This is a genomic window from Parafrankia sp. EAN1pec (assembly GCF_000018005.1).
GTDB lineage: Bacteria > Actinomycetota > Actinomycetes > Frankiales > Frankiaceae > Parafrankia > Parafrankia soli.
This window is the reverse complement of sequence record NC_009921.1, coordinates 4510975-4525026: the sequence shown is the minus strand read 5'-3', so window position 1 is coordinate 4525026 and position 14052 is coordinate 4510975. Positions and strand designations below refer to the sequence as shown.

8 protein-coding genes are annotated in these 14052 nt (G+C 74.0%); 3 read left to right on the top strand and 5 right to left on the bottom strand.

What is annotated here, in order from left to right:
* The first annotated feature begins 68 nt into the window (after positions 1–68).
* The gene (locus FRANEAN1_RS18455) at positions 69–1559 is read left to right on the top strand and encodes an NlpC/P60 family protein (protein WP_020461338.1); all 1491 of its coding nucleotides are present in this window, start codon (positions 69–71) and stop codon (positions 1557–1559) included.
* A gap of 41 nt (positions 1560–1600) precedes the next feature.
* Here the strand turns inward: FRANEAN1_RS18455 and FRANEAN1_RS18450 are convergent, their stop codons facing one another.
* A complete protein-coding gene (locus FRANEAN1_RS18450; protein ID WP_020461337.1) occupies positions 1601–2407 on the bottom strand; it encodes a response regulator transcription factor in 807 nt (268 codons plus the stop codon).
* 149 nt (positions 2408–2556) lie between these two features.
* On the opposite strand from FRANEAN1_RS18450, the gene FRANEAN1_RS18445 reads away from it, so the two are divergent.
* Positions 2557–4494, top strand: coding sequence for a dynamin family protein (locus FRANEAN1_RS18445; protein ID WP_020461336.1), 1938 nt, complete (start codon positions 2557–2559; stop codon positions 4492–4494).
* Complete coding sequence (locus FRANEAN1_RS18440) at positions 4491–6074, top strand: dynamin family protein (RefSeq protein WP_020461335.1); 1584 nt, start codon at positions 4491–4493, stop codon at positions 6072–6074. The genes FRANEAN1_RS18445 and FRANEAN1_RS18440 overlap by 4 nt, the downstream gene beginning before the upstream one ends.
* Positions 6075–6116: 42 nt before the next feature.
* Here FRANEAN1_RS18440 and FRANEAN1_RS37220 read toward each other — a convergent pair whose 3' ends face one another.
* From FRANEAN1_RS37220 to FRANEAN1_RS18420, 4 genes are all read right to left on the bottom strand, one after another.
* Complete coding sequence (locus tag FRANEAN1_RS37220) at positions 6117–8870, bottom strand: PKD domain-containing protein (protein ID WP_020461334.1); 2754 nt, start codon at positions 8868–8870, stop codon at positions 6117–6119.
* A gap of 42 nt (positions 8871–8912) precedes the next feature.
* Entirely contained in the window at positions 8913–11198 is a 2286-nt protein-coding gene (locus FRANEAN1_RS18430) for a DUF3488 and transglutaminase-like domain-containing protein (protein ID WP_157472694.1), read from the bottom strand.
* A 407-nt stretch (positions 11199–11605) separates the two neighbouring features.
* Complete coding sequence (locus tag FRANEAN1_RS18425) at positions 11606–12748, bottom strand: DUF58 domain-containing protein (protein ID WP_020461332.1); 1143 nt, start codon at positions 12746–12748, stop codon at positions 11606–11608.
* 101 nt (positions 12749–12849) lie between these two features.
* Positions 12850–13827 carry a MoxR family ATPase gene (locus tag FRANEAN1_RS18420; protein WP_020461331.1) on the bottom strand — a complete coding sequence of 326 codons (978 nt, stop codon included), beginning with the start codon at positions 13825–13827 and terminating at the stop codon, positions 12850–12852.
* Positions 13828–14052: the final 225 nt, after the last annotated feature.

Sequence of the window (14052 nt, the reverse complement as noted above, 5' to 3'; positions counted from 1 at the left end):
GCCGGGGGCGGAACGTCTGCGCGACGGGCCGTTCCCCGCCCCCCGGTCCACCGAGTACTGTCGCGATCATGGCGACGTACACCGCCGCTCAGATCTACGCTTACGCCCGGGCCGCCGGCTTCACCTCGGACCAGGCCGTGACGATGACCGCCGTCGCGCTGGCCGAGTCGGGCGGCAACGGGATGGCGCACGCCACCCGGGGCGAGGACTCGCGCGGGCTCTGGCAGATCAACATGAACGCCCACAAGCAATGGGCGCACCTGGACGCCTCTGACCCCGCGGTCAACGCCCGGATGGCCTACGAGGTCTCCCGCCAGGGCCGGGACATCTCCCCCTGGACGGTCACCCACGGCGGCGCGGATGCCCGCTACCTGGACTACCGCGCGCAGGCGCAGCGGGCCGCGATCGAGGCCGGGGACGCGGGCGCGCAGGGAAACTGGTCGGGGACCGAGGGCTACGGGCACGCGGTCGCCGCCGGCGGGGGTGGGAGTGGGGGCGACCACACGGCCGGCTTCGCGGCGAGCGGGTACCCGACGTACTCGGCCGGCACCGGCGGGAACGGCCCGGGCGGCGCGCAGGTCGGCGAGACCACCCGGCATTTCCTCGACGCCGCGCTCGCTCAGGCCGGCGACCGCTACGTGTACGGCGCCGAGGCGCAGCTGAACGACGCGGACCCCGACGCCTTCGACTGCTCGGAGCTGACCCAGTGGGCGGCGGCGCAGGCCGGCGTCGAGATCCCCGACGGCGCCGCGAACCAGTACGAGGCCCTGCGCACCGAGGGCCAGGAGGTCTCCGTCGACGAGGCCCTGCGCACGCCCGGCGCGCTGCTGTTCCACGCCGACGCGAGCGGCTACGTCAGCCACGTCGCGATCAGCCTCGGTGACGGGCGGACGATCGAAGCCCGCAACTCCCGCCTCGGCGTCGGGGTGTTCGACGGACGGGAGAACTGGCTCAACCGGGCGGCCGTCCTCCCCGGACTGTCCGGGGAGGTCGGCGCGGGCGCGTTCGCGGCCGGGCCCGGAACCGGCCTCGGGGCCGGGGGGGCCGCTGACGGTACCGACAGCGACGCGGACGGGCTCACCGACGCCCTGGAAGCGTCGCTCGGCAGCAACGCCCATGAGGTGGACAGCGACAGCGACGGCTTGTCCGACTCCTACGAACTGCTGCGCGTGCACTCGGACGTGATGTCGGCGGACACCGACCACGACGGTCTGGCGGACGCGCTCGATCTGGCCTCCGGCTTCGACCCGACGAACGCGGACAGCACCGGCACCGGTCGTCTGGACGGGGCGACCGGCGAGGCGGCCAGCCTCGACACCGACGACGACGGGCTCGCCGACGCGCTCGAGCGGGTCCTCGGCACCGACTCGACTCTGGCCGACAGCGATCACGACGGGGTGACCGACGGCGCGGAGCACCTGAACCGCATGGACCCGCTCGACCTGAACGACGTGGGGTCGCTGGTGCACAGCGCGGACACCGGCGCTGGGACGGGAACCGACCTCGGTGCCACCCACCCCCCGGGCGGCACCGACCTCGACGGCACCACCCACCTCTGACGGCGGCGACGGCGATGGGGACCAGGACGACCCGCCCGGATTCAGAGCAGGCCGTGTCGGAAGGCGTAGGCCACCGCGTGGGAACGGTTACGCAGCCCGAACCGTCGGGTGACGTCCTGCAGCACGTTCTTGACGGTCCGTTCCGAGTAACAGAGCCGGCGGCCGATCTCCCGGGTGTCGAGCCCCTCGCTGACCAGCCGGAGCACCGTCAACTCGCGCTCGGACAGCCCCGAGAAGGTGAGCCCGCGCGGGGCCAGTACCTGGGTGGACACCTGGCGGACCTGCCTGAGCAGCGGACCGAGCAGGTCGGGCGGCAGGTAGCCGTCGCCCGCGGCTGCTCCACGCACCGCCGTCAGCACGGTCTCCGGGGTGGCGCTCGCACGGCGCAGCAGGCCCACGGCCCCCGCGTCGATGGCCGCCGTCAGATCGTGGCCGTCGAGGTCGGCGACGACCAGCACGACCGGCACGCCACCCTGCTGGATCTCGCGGACGGTACGCAGGGTGTCCTCGTCGACCGCCTCCGCGCTGACCAGTGCCACGTCGACGGCGGGCGCGCCCTCGGCCCGGTCGGTGGGTGGGGTCCGCTCGGGCCGCCAGCCGGCGATGGCGCCGGCGGTCGCGGTCGCCGTTCGCCGGTCCGCGGCGCGGTCCGCGAGGGGGCCGCCGGGGGATGCCGCGGCGGGACCGGCGGCGGCCCCCGCCAGTTCGGGAACCCGCCACGACGCCGCCGGCACTGCGGACGGTTCGGTGACGATCTCGATGTCGGGGCAGCCACCCAGTTGGGCGGCGAGGCCGGCCTGGGTGATCGGGTCGCTGGTGCGGACCAGCACACGGACCGGATGGGGCATGGGACGTCCTCCTCGTTAGCCGGCTTCGCTCCGCGGACGGGAGGCTCCGCCAGTCCTCCCGCCCGCGTCGCCTGGTCGTCGGGGCGCACCACATATGGCACATGGCTCTCAAGACCGGCCCACGGTCACACGGCACTTGAGAAAAACTCATGACGGGACCGAGCGGCGATTCAAGGTCCACACAATTTCCGCCCCCGCCAGACGCGATCCGGCTGCTCGACACGGTGGTGGCGGAGGCGGCCCGGCGCCGCCGGGCGGACCTGCAGGCGCGGCTCGCCGGGGAACGCGGGCGGCTGGAGACGTCGACCTGCCTCGTGGCCGTGGTCGGCGAGTTCAAGAAGGGCAAGGGCACGCTCATCAACGCGCTGCTGGACATGCGGGTGTGCGGCACTGACCCGGTGGCCACGACGCTGGTACCCACGCTCGTCAGGTACGCGCCACGGGCAACGGCGACGCTGCGGCGCGCCGCGCCCGCCTCGGACGGCTCGGCCGACAGCGCTGCCCCGCCGTCCACCCGTCCCACCGACGAGCCGGTCACCATCACAGCTCTCCACGAGGTCACCCAGGCGGCCGCCGCGGAGGGGCGGGGGGCGTCCATCACCACGGTGACCGGGGCGGAGATCGGGATCCCGCGCCGGTTGTTGGAGTCGGGCCTGCTGCTGCTCGACACGCCGGGCCTGAACGGCGGGCTCGCCGACGGCCGGGCCACCGCTACCCTGCGCGCCGCCGCCGGCGCGGACGCGGTGGTGTTCGTCTCGGACGCGAGCCAGGAGCTCACCGCACCCGAACTCGAACTGCTGCGCCGGCTGGTGCGGCTGTGCCCGGCGGTCGTGCTGGCTCTCGCCAAGGTCGACGTCTACCCGCACTGGCGGCGCATCCGCGACACGAACCTCGCCCACCTGCGCCGTTCGCGACTGGAGCTGCCGATCTTCCCGCTGGCGGCCCCGCTGCGCCATCATGCGCTGCGAGCCGGCCGGTCCGATCTGGACGGCGAATCGGGGTATCCGGCTCTCGCCGCCATCCTGCGGGACGACATCGTCGGCGGGCGACGCGCCCGGCTGGAGAAGATCGCGGCGGAGGCGGCCACGGACGCCCTCGGGCAGATGCTCGCCGAACTCGAGACGGAACGGGCGACCCTCGCCGACCCGGCGGCGGCACGGGAGCTGCGGGCCAAGCTCGAGGAGGCCGAGCAGCGCGCCAAGGGGATGAGCGAGGCCGCCGCCACCTGGCGACGGGTGCTGGGCGACCGGTCCCAGGACATGACCGCGCGGGTGCGGGACGACCTCGACAACCGGCTGCGCAATCTGGAATCGGCGGTGGCCAGGCGGATCGAGACAAGCGAGCCGGCGCGCGACTGGGACGACCTGCGCGGCTGGCTGTACCGGCAGACCAACGACGCCCTGCTGACCCACCGGATGATGATCCGGTCCGAGGCGGAAGCCCTGGTCACCGCCGTCACCCGGGAGTTCGAGGCGGATTCGGAGCGGGTGCGCGCACTCCTGGACGCGGCTACCGGGCTGCCTCTCGGCACCATCACCGAAGGGCACGACCCGGAGTTCCAGCGGGTCGGCGGTGTGGACCTGCTCGCCCAGGGGGCCCGCGGCGGCGGCATCGGGCTGATGATCGTCTCCGTGGGCGGGACTGTGGCCAGCATCGCCGGGTTCGCGGCGGCGTCAGTGCTACTCGCGCCGGTGGGCATCGGCGTCGTGGTCGTCCTCGGCCGGCGGACGATCGCCTCGATCCGGGAGAACGAGGTGCGCGTCCACCGGGCGAACGCGCTGAAGACCGCCCGCGAGTACCTCGCCGAGACCCGCCGGGTCGCCGCCCAGGACTCGGCGACCGCCCGCGAACAGATCTACCGCAATCTCCGCGACACCCTCACCGAGCAGGCGGCCGAGCTGTCCACCTCCGCCCAGCGGAACAAGGAGGCCTCGGCACGCTCGATCAAGGCGACCTGGGAGTCGCGCCGGGCCCGGCTCGCGGCGGTGGAGGCGGAGGTCGCCCGGCTGCGCTCGCTGGTGGGCACAGCCGGGGCGGCCGGCACAGTCAGCACCGCCGGCACCGCCGACACGGGGATGGCGCCGTGACCGGCCCCGGGCAGGGCGGGCTGCGGGAACAGGTCCGCGCGCTGCTGTCCGACGCGGTCGACGCCTACCGCGGCACCCCCGCCGAGGCGCTGCTCCGTCATGAGCTCGGCAGGGTCGACGGGCCGCTGCGGGTGGCCATCGCCGGGCGGGTGAAGGCCGGCAAGTCCACCCTGCTCAACGCCCTGGTCGGCGAGCAGGTGGCGGCGACGGACGCGACCGAGTGCACCCGTGTCGTGACCGCCTACACGGAAGGCGAGCGGGAGGCCGCCTGGGCGTATCTGCGGGAGGGATCAGTGGTCGAGGTGGCGCTGCGCCGGACACCGGGCAGCACCCACGTCGACCTGGCCGGCCACGGGGAGGGCGAGGTCGAGGCGCTGCGGGTCGAGCTGCCGAGCCCGCGGTTGCGGCGGCTGACGCTCATCGACACGCCGGGCATCGCGTCCCTGTCGGAGGAGCTCTCCCGGCACACGGAAAGCTTCCTGCTGCCGGGCTCGGGGTGGCAGGCCGGACGCCCGCCGGGGCGGGCGCCCCGCGGGCCGTCCGCCCCGGCCGAGGCGGCGGGCGATGCCGCCGCCGGAGGCATCGGGGTCGGCGCCGACGCCGTGCTCTACCTGCTGCGCTTCCTGCACGCCTCGGACGTCGGCTTCCTGGAGTCGTTCCGCCGGACCGGGGTGGGCGAGGCGACACCCGCCCATGCCATCGGCGTGCTCTCCCGGGCGGACGAGGTCGCGCCCGGCCGCACCGAGTCGGTGGACCTCGCCCGACGCGCCGCCGCCGACATCGGCCGGGACGACCGGGTACGCGCGCTGGTGCAGACCGTCGTCCCGGTCGCCGGCCTGCTCGCCCAGGCGGGCAGCCGGCTCACGACGGACGAGCTCGCCCAGTTCCTGGTGCTGGCGGCGGAACCGGCCGAGGTGGCGGACGAGTTGCTGCTGTCGGCTGACCGGTTCGCCTTCCCGGCGGCGGCCACCGGCGTCCCGGCACCGCTGCGCGCGCTGCTGCTCGACCGGCTCGGGCTGGCCGGCGTGCGGCTGGCGGTGGCGCTCGTCCGGCTCGGGGAGGCGCGCGACCCGGCCGGGCTGGCCGCCGAGCTCGCCGCCCGCAGCGGCCTGCCCGAACTGCGGGCGCTGCTGCGCGACCAGTTCACCGACCGGGCCGACGTGCTGAAGGCACAGCATGCGCTGGGCGTGCTGGACGACGTACTGGACGAGTTTCCGCACCGCTCGGTCGCGGCGCTGCGGGCCCGCCGGGAACGTCTCGAAGCCGGCGCACACGCGCTCGCCGAGCTGAGGCTGCTCGGCGACCTGCGTACCGGCGTGGCCGACGTCGCCTCGCTCGGTGAGGACCGCCGCCGGGAGATGGAGCGGCTGCTCGGCACGGACAGCACCGGCGCGCACGCCCGGCTCGGCCTGCCCCCCGGCGCCGGCCCGGACGAGGTGCGGGCGGCCGCGCTGGAGGCCCTGGACACCTACCGGCGCCTGTCCGAGAACAGGCTGGCGGCCCGTCCCATCCGGCGGGCCGCGACGGTGGTCCGCCGGAGCTGTGAGGGCCTGCTGCGCACCACCAGCCAGACGCGGTGATCTCATCGGAGGTACCGCTCGAGCCTGCGTCGATCCAGACGATCAGAGGAGGTGAGTGAATGTGCGCCAGGCACTCGGATCACTACGCGTGGCGGCGGGATCCGAGTTCTTCCATCCGGTGACCCGCCACCTGCCGCGCTGGGCGCCGATGAAGTCGTCCATGCTGTAGATGCAGTACCCGCTCGTCACGTCACGCCAGTTGTTCCAGGCCCCGGTGGACGGGTCCTCCCATTGGACCTCGAACTCGAACCGGTCCGCCTGGCCCACCTCGCATTGGAAGGTCATCGCGCGCGGCTGACCAGTGTTGAACGTCGCCCCGTCGGCCGGGGAGACGAGCGTCGGTGGCGGTAGCTGGGTGGCCACCGCCTCGAACGTGGCGGTCACGTTGCGGTCCTGACTCATGGTGAGGGCGCAGGCGGCGATATTGATGCCCGTGTTGGAGCAGTCACCGGACCAGCCGAGGAAGCGGGTGTCGGTGTTGGCTCCGGCGTCCAGCGACACCTGCTCCCCGGCCTGCAGATTCACATCGCAGGCCTGCCCGGAACCGCACGTGAGGCCGGGTCCACTGACGCTGCCCGGGCCGTTCACCTGGATGTGCAGGTTGTACGTCTGGGCGGTCGCGGTATATGTGGCGCTCGCCTCCGAGGACCGGCCGGCGGTGTCGGTGACCCGTACGGTCACCGTGTAGGTGCCCGCGGCCGGGAACGTGAAGTTCGCGGTCGGCGCGGTCTGGGCCGCCTGGAAGGTGCCGGTGAAGTTGAACGCGTAGCTCGCGATGTCGGCGGAGCCCTCGGTGGACCCGGAGGCGTCGGCGGTCACCTGCGCCGCTCCGGCGCCCGCCGGACGGGTCACCGTCAGGCGCGCGGTCGGCCCGGTGGCCGGCACGCCCACGGTCACCTGGGCGGACTGCGAGCTGGTGCGGCCGTTCCGATCGGTCACGGTGACCCGGACGCTGTAGCTCCCCGGGTCGGCGTAGGTGTGGGTCGCCGTGGAGGAACCGCTCGCGGCCGTCCCGTCCCCGAAGTCGTACCGGTACCCCTGGATCGGCGCCCCGCCCGGGGCCGATCCGGAGGCGTCGGCCGTCACCTGCAGCGGCGCCGGGCCCGTCGCTGGATTGACGGTCAACGCGGCCGTCGGACCCCTGTCGTCGGTCCCGCCACCGCCGTTCTGCCCCGGCGGGTTGTTCTGCCCCGGCGGGTTGTTCTGCGGCGGCGGGTTGTTCTCCGGCGGTGCCGGTGGCATCTCGCCGACCACGGTGATCGTGGCCGTCGGCACCGCCCGCCGTCCATCGGCGAGTGTGACCTGCGCCGAGACCGTGTACTCCCCCGGTTTCGACCAGCTGTGCCGCGCATCGACCCCGCTGCCCTCGGCGTCATCGCCGAACCGCCACCGCGCCGAGCTCACCCGGGCACCGCCGCTCGCCACCACCCGCACGGTGACCGTCTCACCCACGGCGACCTTCGTCGCCGACACCTGGATCTGGACGGCTCCGCTGTCGGGGGTGGCGGGCTTGGTGGGGGACGAGGTGGGCGGAGTGGGCGGCTTCGACGTCGGCGGCGTGGACGGACCCGACCCGGACGGCCCGTCTCCGTTCCCGGTCCCGGTCAGCCCCGCGCCCGGCTGGTCCGGGTTGTACTTCTGGATCTTCTGCGTCTCCACCGCGGTGCCGTTCAGCCGCACCACCCCGGCCTCCGCGCTCGCCGGGTCGTTGTAGAACACGAAGTCGCCGCTGGGCAGCAGCTCGAACGGGGTCTCGGCGGGCAGCACCGCCGGACGTGCGAGCACCGCCCGCCTGGCGAGATCGACGACATGAACCTGGCCGGAGGTGTAGTCGGGAACAAACAGCCGGCCGGCCACCTCGCGGGGCGGCCCCAGCCGATGGCCCGCCGCACCGAGGTCCACCACCGCGTCGCAGGTCTGCGAGGCCAGATCGCTGACCAGCACCACCCCCCGCCTGCCCGAAGCCCCGTACACCCGGGCGGCCGACGGCGAACCGGTCACCACCACCGTGTCGTCCTCCTGTCGGGTGTCCAGACAGGTCGCCGCCAGCGGTGTGCCGTCCGCCTCCACCGGCCAGACCGAACGGGCGGCCTCGTCAACCACCACCACCCGGCCGCCCGCCAGCACCAGCGTCGACCGCGCCGGGTCGGCCGCCCTCGGCCGGGTGTGCTTGCCGCCCTGATCGAGCCGGACCAGGTCGCCGCTGTCACCGTCGAGCAGCCACAACCGGCCGTCCCCGTCCACCAGCGCGGCCCCGGACCGCACCCGGGCGCCCAGCGACTGTGTCCCCCGGACCTGCAACGTCGCTGGATCGGCAGTGGTCACGGTCCCCGCGGTCTCACTCACCGTGTACACCGCCTGCTTCCCCGGAAAGACGGAGAGCGGCTGATCAGACTGACCGAACCTCGCCGGCTTCGACGCCGTGAAGGTCGCCCCGTCGATCTTGACAACGCTGCCCGACGAACTGTTCGCGACGAACACGTCCGCTTCCCACTGCCCCGCGGACAGGTTCCCCCGGCCCACCCCGACCTGCGTCACGACCTGCGCGGACGCGCCATCCACCAACGCCGCCTGGCCGACAGCGGACGACACCAGCCAGGCGGAGCCGTCGTCCAGCGTCAGCGAACGGGCCGACGGGCCCTTCGCCAGGACCGCCACGGCACCTCCGGTGAGCAGCAGACCGGCGAGGGCCACCCAGGCGAGCAGTGCCGTCGGGCGGAGCCGGCGGCGCGGCCCGCCCGCGCCCGGCGCCCGCCCCGACTGCCCAGCCCTCGCCTGCCCAGCCCTCGCCGTCATGTCATCTCCGCGTCCGTGCCGTGTCCACATACCATGTCCGCGTCATCTCCCCGGCAGCAATGGACGCGGGTCGACCGCGGCGACGACCCGCCGCCACAGGCTGTCGGACCGGTGGAGTTCCTGGCTGACGGCCGCTGCCAGCTCCCAGGCGTGCCGTGCCTCGGCTTCGCCCGGCTCCGCCGCGGCGAACAGCGCGCTGCTCACCACCGGCGCGAGACTGCCCACCCGCTCACCGGCAGCATCGCCGCGCAGTGCCCGGGTGCGTGCGACGACCTCGTCCGCGGTGAGGGCGCGCGAACGGTCCACCCCCCGTTCGGCCAGCCGGTCCCGGACCTCCCGCCAGGCGCCGCCGATCCGCGCCGCCGCCGTACCGGCGCGGCGGCGCTGGCGGCGGCGTGCCTTCTCGCCGACGATCCCGACCGGGACGGCGGCCGCCGCGGCAACGACCGCCAGCAGCGCGAGCAGCAGGGTGTTCCGGGCGCCGCCAGCGCCACCGCCGCCGGTCTGGGCCGCCCGGTCCAGTTCCGGTTTGACGATGGGAGGGACTGTCTGCGCCTGCGGGGCAGCTCCCTCGCCACCGGGCGTCTGGTCGTCGCTGGGTGCCGGCGGCGTGGCGCCGAGCTTGCTGATATCGGTCGGGTCGAAGGCGACCCAGCCGATACCGTCGAGGGCCACCTCCGGCCAGGCGAACGCCTGCTTCGACGTCACCGTGAACCTGCCGGGCGCAGACGAGGAACGGCTGTCGAGCAGGTATCCGACGGCAACCCGGCTCGGGAAGCCCTCGGCCCGGGCGAGCAACGCGAACGCTGTCGCGAACTGCTCGACGTAGCCACGGTTGTCGGCCTTGGAGCCGGTCAGGAACCGCTTCAACGCACCGTACGAGTGGCCGGGACGGGCGTTCAGGTCCACCGGGTAGTTGGCCTGGTCCCGCAGGAAGTCCTCCAGGGCGGTGAGCTTCTCGTACGGGCTCGACTTCCCGCTCATCACCCGCGACGCCAGGTCCTGCAGCTCCGCCGGCATGCCCGGCGGCAGCTCGAGGTACCGCGCGGCGGCCGGGCCGGAGGCGGGCACGGCGCCGCGGACCTGCTGGTCGGTGGGGCCGGGCACGCGCGCGGTGAGGACGTAGTGGTCGCCGGTCCGGGCCGGAGCGGCGACGGCGAGCACACCGGCGTCGGGCTGGAACGCGTACTCGAGGCTGGCGCCGGAGATGCGCACCGGCCGCCCGAGTGACGGCAGGAACGGACCGCTCGCCGTGTCGACGGTCACTTCCATGCGGGTCTCGTTGCCGACCGTGGGCGCCAGGCCGTCGCCGTCCGGCAGCGTGCTTCCGCTGCGGACGAAGGTGCCGTCCTCGCGCCAGCTGGCACCGTCGAAGTCGGCCAGCGTGACGGTGCGCAGCCGGTCGGTCGCGACCTTGCCGCCGACCGCGGACAGCTGCACCGTGAACAGGTTCCGCGCCGCCGTCGCCTTGTGCGCGGCCTTCACCTGCACCAACGGGTTGAGCGAGGTGGAGATCTCGACCGGGGGATGCCGGTGGTCGCGGGGATCGAACCGGTCCGTGCCGTCGGCGATCGGCAGGAACGCCGCGCCGATCGTGCCGAGCAGCGCGGTCACAGCCGCGACCGGCAGGCCGAGCGCGAGCCGACCCGCACCCACCCGGGGCCGCGCCGGCCCGCCCGCTCCGCCGCCACGGGCGCCGCTGGTCCCATCCGCGTCGGCCCGCCCGGCGTCGGGCTGGGCCGCGGGCGCCGCCTCCGGCCTCACCGCCACCGCGGAGAGCTGCCCTTCGGCTGCCAGCCGGGACGCCCGGACAACCGCGAGCACCAGCGCAAGGAGGGCGATCAGGCCGGTGAGGACGAGCAGCGACCGGCCCCGGGCCGCGACCAGCAGCAGCGCGACGACGTAGCCGACGATCGCCGGAAGCACGGGCGCGAGCACCGAATCGGTGCGCACCGTGAGGACGGCGGCGGCAAACGCCGCGAGCCACAGCACCAACACCGGGATGAACAACAGGTCCGCGCCGGGGTGCGCGGGCAGCCCGACGGTGAGCATGCGCGCCCAGCCGTCCCGCGCCGCCGAGCCGAACTCGGAGGACAGCGCCGAGAGCCCGTCCCCGAACCTGGCGGCGAACAGCGCGAGCACGCCGAACAGCAGGGCACCGATCAGGCCGACCAGGCCGACCAGCCAGCCGGCGCCCAGCCTGGCCCCGGCGAGGCAGCCGAGCGCGGACGCCAACACCACCGCCGGGAGCAGGACGACCCCCGCGCCCCCGGTCGGGCCGCCGGTGAAGAAGGTGGTGAAGGCGACCGCGACCAGCGCGACCAGCACCGCGGCGAGGGCTACCTGCCCGGGTCGGAACGATCGCGGCCCGGGCGTTCGGACGGGGGTGGGCGCCGGCGCGGCGCGGATCCGCCGGCGCGCCGGCCGCCCGCCCGCCCGGCCATCCGGGGCCGGCGGCGCCGGCGCCGACCCGGGCGGCGGACCCGCACCGGGCGGCGGGGGCACCGACCCGGCGGGCGGCTGCACCGGCCCAGGCGGAGGCGGCTGCATCGGGCCCGGCGGTGGCATGGATCCCGGCCTCGGCCCTGCCCCGGCCGGCGGCGCCAGCGGGCGCACTGCTCCAGGTGGGGGCGGACCATCGAGCCTGAACACCGGCAGCGGCTGCGTCGTGTCGGCCCCGGCGCCGTCCCAGTCGCCCGCGGCTGCGCCCGGCCCGCCGGGCCTCGCACCCGTCGTCATCGGCGCACCGACGCGTTCCACACGGACGCGAAGTCCGTGCTGGTGCGGACGTTCACCACCAGCGCCCCGCGGACGGGAGGCCCGGGACGACCGTGCTCCTCCCCGACGCAGACCAGGCTCGCCATCGCGAACCGGGCTCGAACCGCCGAGATGACGGAGATCTTCGCCCCCGGCGGCTGCCCCGTCACCACGCCGAGCGCGGCGCCCTCCTCGCGCGGAACCATGCGCAGCAGCGCCGTGAGCCCGGGGTCGTCCGGTCCGGGACGGACGCCGGCGAGGGCATCGAGGACGCTGGTGGTGTCCTGTCCGCTCTCGGCGACCACCCGCGTCCCACCGGTGGTGTGCAACTCGACCGGGAAGCCGCGCTGGCAGCCGGACACCGCCAGCGATGCGGCGACCCGGACCGCGTCCTCGAAGTAGTCGCCCTGGTACGGCGACTCACTGGTGTCCAACACGACCATCATCCGGGGTTCGTTCGGCACCACGTTGTGGCGCACCATCATCCGTCCGCTGCGCGCGGTCGACCGCCAGTGGATCAGCCGCAGGTCGTCGCCACGCACGTACTCGCGCAGGCTGTGGAACGCCACCCCGCCCTGCGGCGCGGTCGCGCTGGTCGGGCCGTCCATATCGGGCGAACCACCGGTCGGCAGGGGGCCCACCGGATGGATCCGCGGGTGCACCCGCAGCATCGACCGGGACGGGAAAGCCCGCCCCACGTGCAACAGCCGCAGCGGGTCGCTGTGGCCCACGACCAGCGGCCCGACCTCGAAGACGCCGCGCCGGTCGGTCGGCAGCGGGTAGGTTGCCGAGAAACGGCTGCCCGGTGCCAGGCTCGGCAGGGCCACCGCGACCGTGCGATCGCCCACCGACTCGGCGGCGAGGATGGGCGGGCTGCGCCGCCGGGCCGCATTCGTCACCGCGATCAGGGCGCGGGCGCCGTCCCCCTCGAAGACCCGCGGCGGGTGGATCTCCCGGGAGAGGGTGACATCCGGGGTGACCAGCATCCAGCCGGCCGCGAACAGCAGGGCGACACCGGCCGCCAAGCCGAGCGCGAGCAGCTCCGGATAGTCCAGCACGGAGCCGGCCACGACGAGCACGACCGTCGCGACCGCCACGGCGATCCCGGACTTCGTGATCAAGGCAGCCGCCCCCCGGCTTCAGCAGACCTGGTAGTTGAACGGATTCAGCAACTCAGCGGACATAACGAATGCGGACGTAACGAATTCAGTGGATCTGGTGGCTAATAGGAGGCGCGCTGGTCCGGCACCGGCACCGATGCGGTGATCGTACCGAGCAGGCTCTCGGCGGTGGCGCCGGACAGCTCCGCCTCCGGACGCAGGATCATCCGGTGCGCCAGGACGTACGGCGCGAGCGCCTTGACATCGTCCGGGGTGACGAACGCCCGGCCGTCCGCGGCCGCCTTCGCCTGGGCCGCCTGGGTCAGGGCCAGCCCGCCCCGCGGGCTCACCCCGAGCCGCAACTCGGGCATCCGGCGGGTCGCGGCCGTGATCGTCACGATGTAGCTCAGCAGCGCGGGCGACAGGTGGACTCGGCGCGCGATCTCGATCATCCGCTGCATGTCCGCGATCGACACGACCGGGCTGAGCGACTCCGCCGACATCCCGTTCGCCCGGTTCACCAGGATCTCCACCTCGGCCTCATGCCGCGGGTAGCCGACGTGCAGCCGGGCCATGAACCGGTCGATCTGGGCCTCCGGGAGGTCATACGTCCCGCCGTGCTCCACCGGGTTCTGGGTGGCGATCACTATGAACGGGCGGGGCACCGCGAAGGAGACGCTGTCCATGGTGACCTGGCGTTCCTCCATGACCTCCAACAGGGCGGACTGGGTCTTCGGCGACGCGCGGTTGATCTCGTCTGTGAGCACGACGTTCCCGAACACCGCGCCCGGCGAGAATTCGAACTCGCGGGTCTCGTTGTTCCAGATCTGCACCCCGGTGACGTCGGTGGGCAGCAGGTCCGGGGTGAACTGGATCCGCCGCATGGTGCCATCGATGGAGTTCGCGATCGCCTTGGCGATGGATGTCTTGCCGACACCCGGGACGTCGTCGATGAGGACGTGCCCCTCCGCCGCCATGCAGACCAGCGCGAGCCGGACGACCTCCGTCTTACCGCGGATGAATCGCCCGATGTTGTTCTGCAGCGTCTCGAAGCGCTCGCAGAACCAGGTGGCTTCGGGCGCGGTCGCCGGCGACGTCATGAGGTGCTCCGCGTTGTCACGGCGGAAACCCTAGAGCCGGAATCACCGGATGTTGCCTCCCTGGACCAGAACGGACCCGAAAGGGCAGACCAGCGCGCCCCAGCGGGCGGGCCGGGAGTACGAGCGGGCAGATCGCATCCCACGGTCACGCCGGCCGCATCGGCGGTCGTAGGTTCACCGCACACGGGCGTCCGGAGCATGGGGCCGCCCCGTACGGAGCGAAGC

Coding starts and splice junctions, on each gene's coding strand:
- FRANEAN1_RS18455 (WP_020461338.1), top strand. CDS start 69: ATGGCGACGTACACCGCCGCTCAGATCTACGCTTACGCCCGGGCCGCC.
- FRANEAN1_RS18450 (WP_020461337.1), bottom strand. CDS start 2,407: ATGCCCCATCCGGTCCGTGTGCTGGTCCGCACCAGCGACCCGATCACC.
- FRANEAN1_RS18445 (WP_020461336.1), top strand. CDS start 2,557: ATGACGGGACCGAGCGGCGATTCAAGGTCCACACAATTTCCGCCCCCG.
- FRANEAN1_RS37220 (WP_020461334.1), bottom strand. CDS start 8,870: ATGACGGCGAGGGCTGGGCAGGCGAGGGCTGGGCAGTCGGGGCGGGCG.
- FRANEAN1_RS18420 (WP_020461331.1), bottom strand. CDS start 13,827: ATGACGTCGCCGGCGACCGCGCCCGAAGCCACCTGGTTCTGCGAGCGC.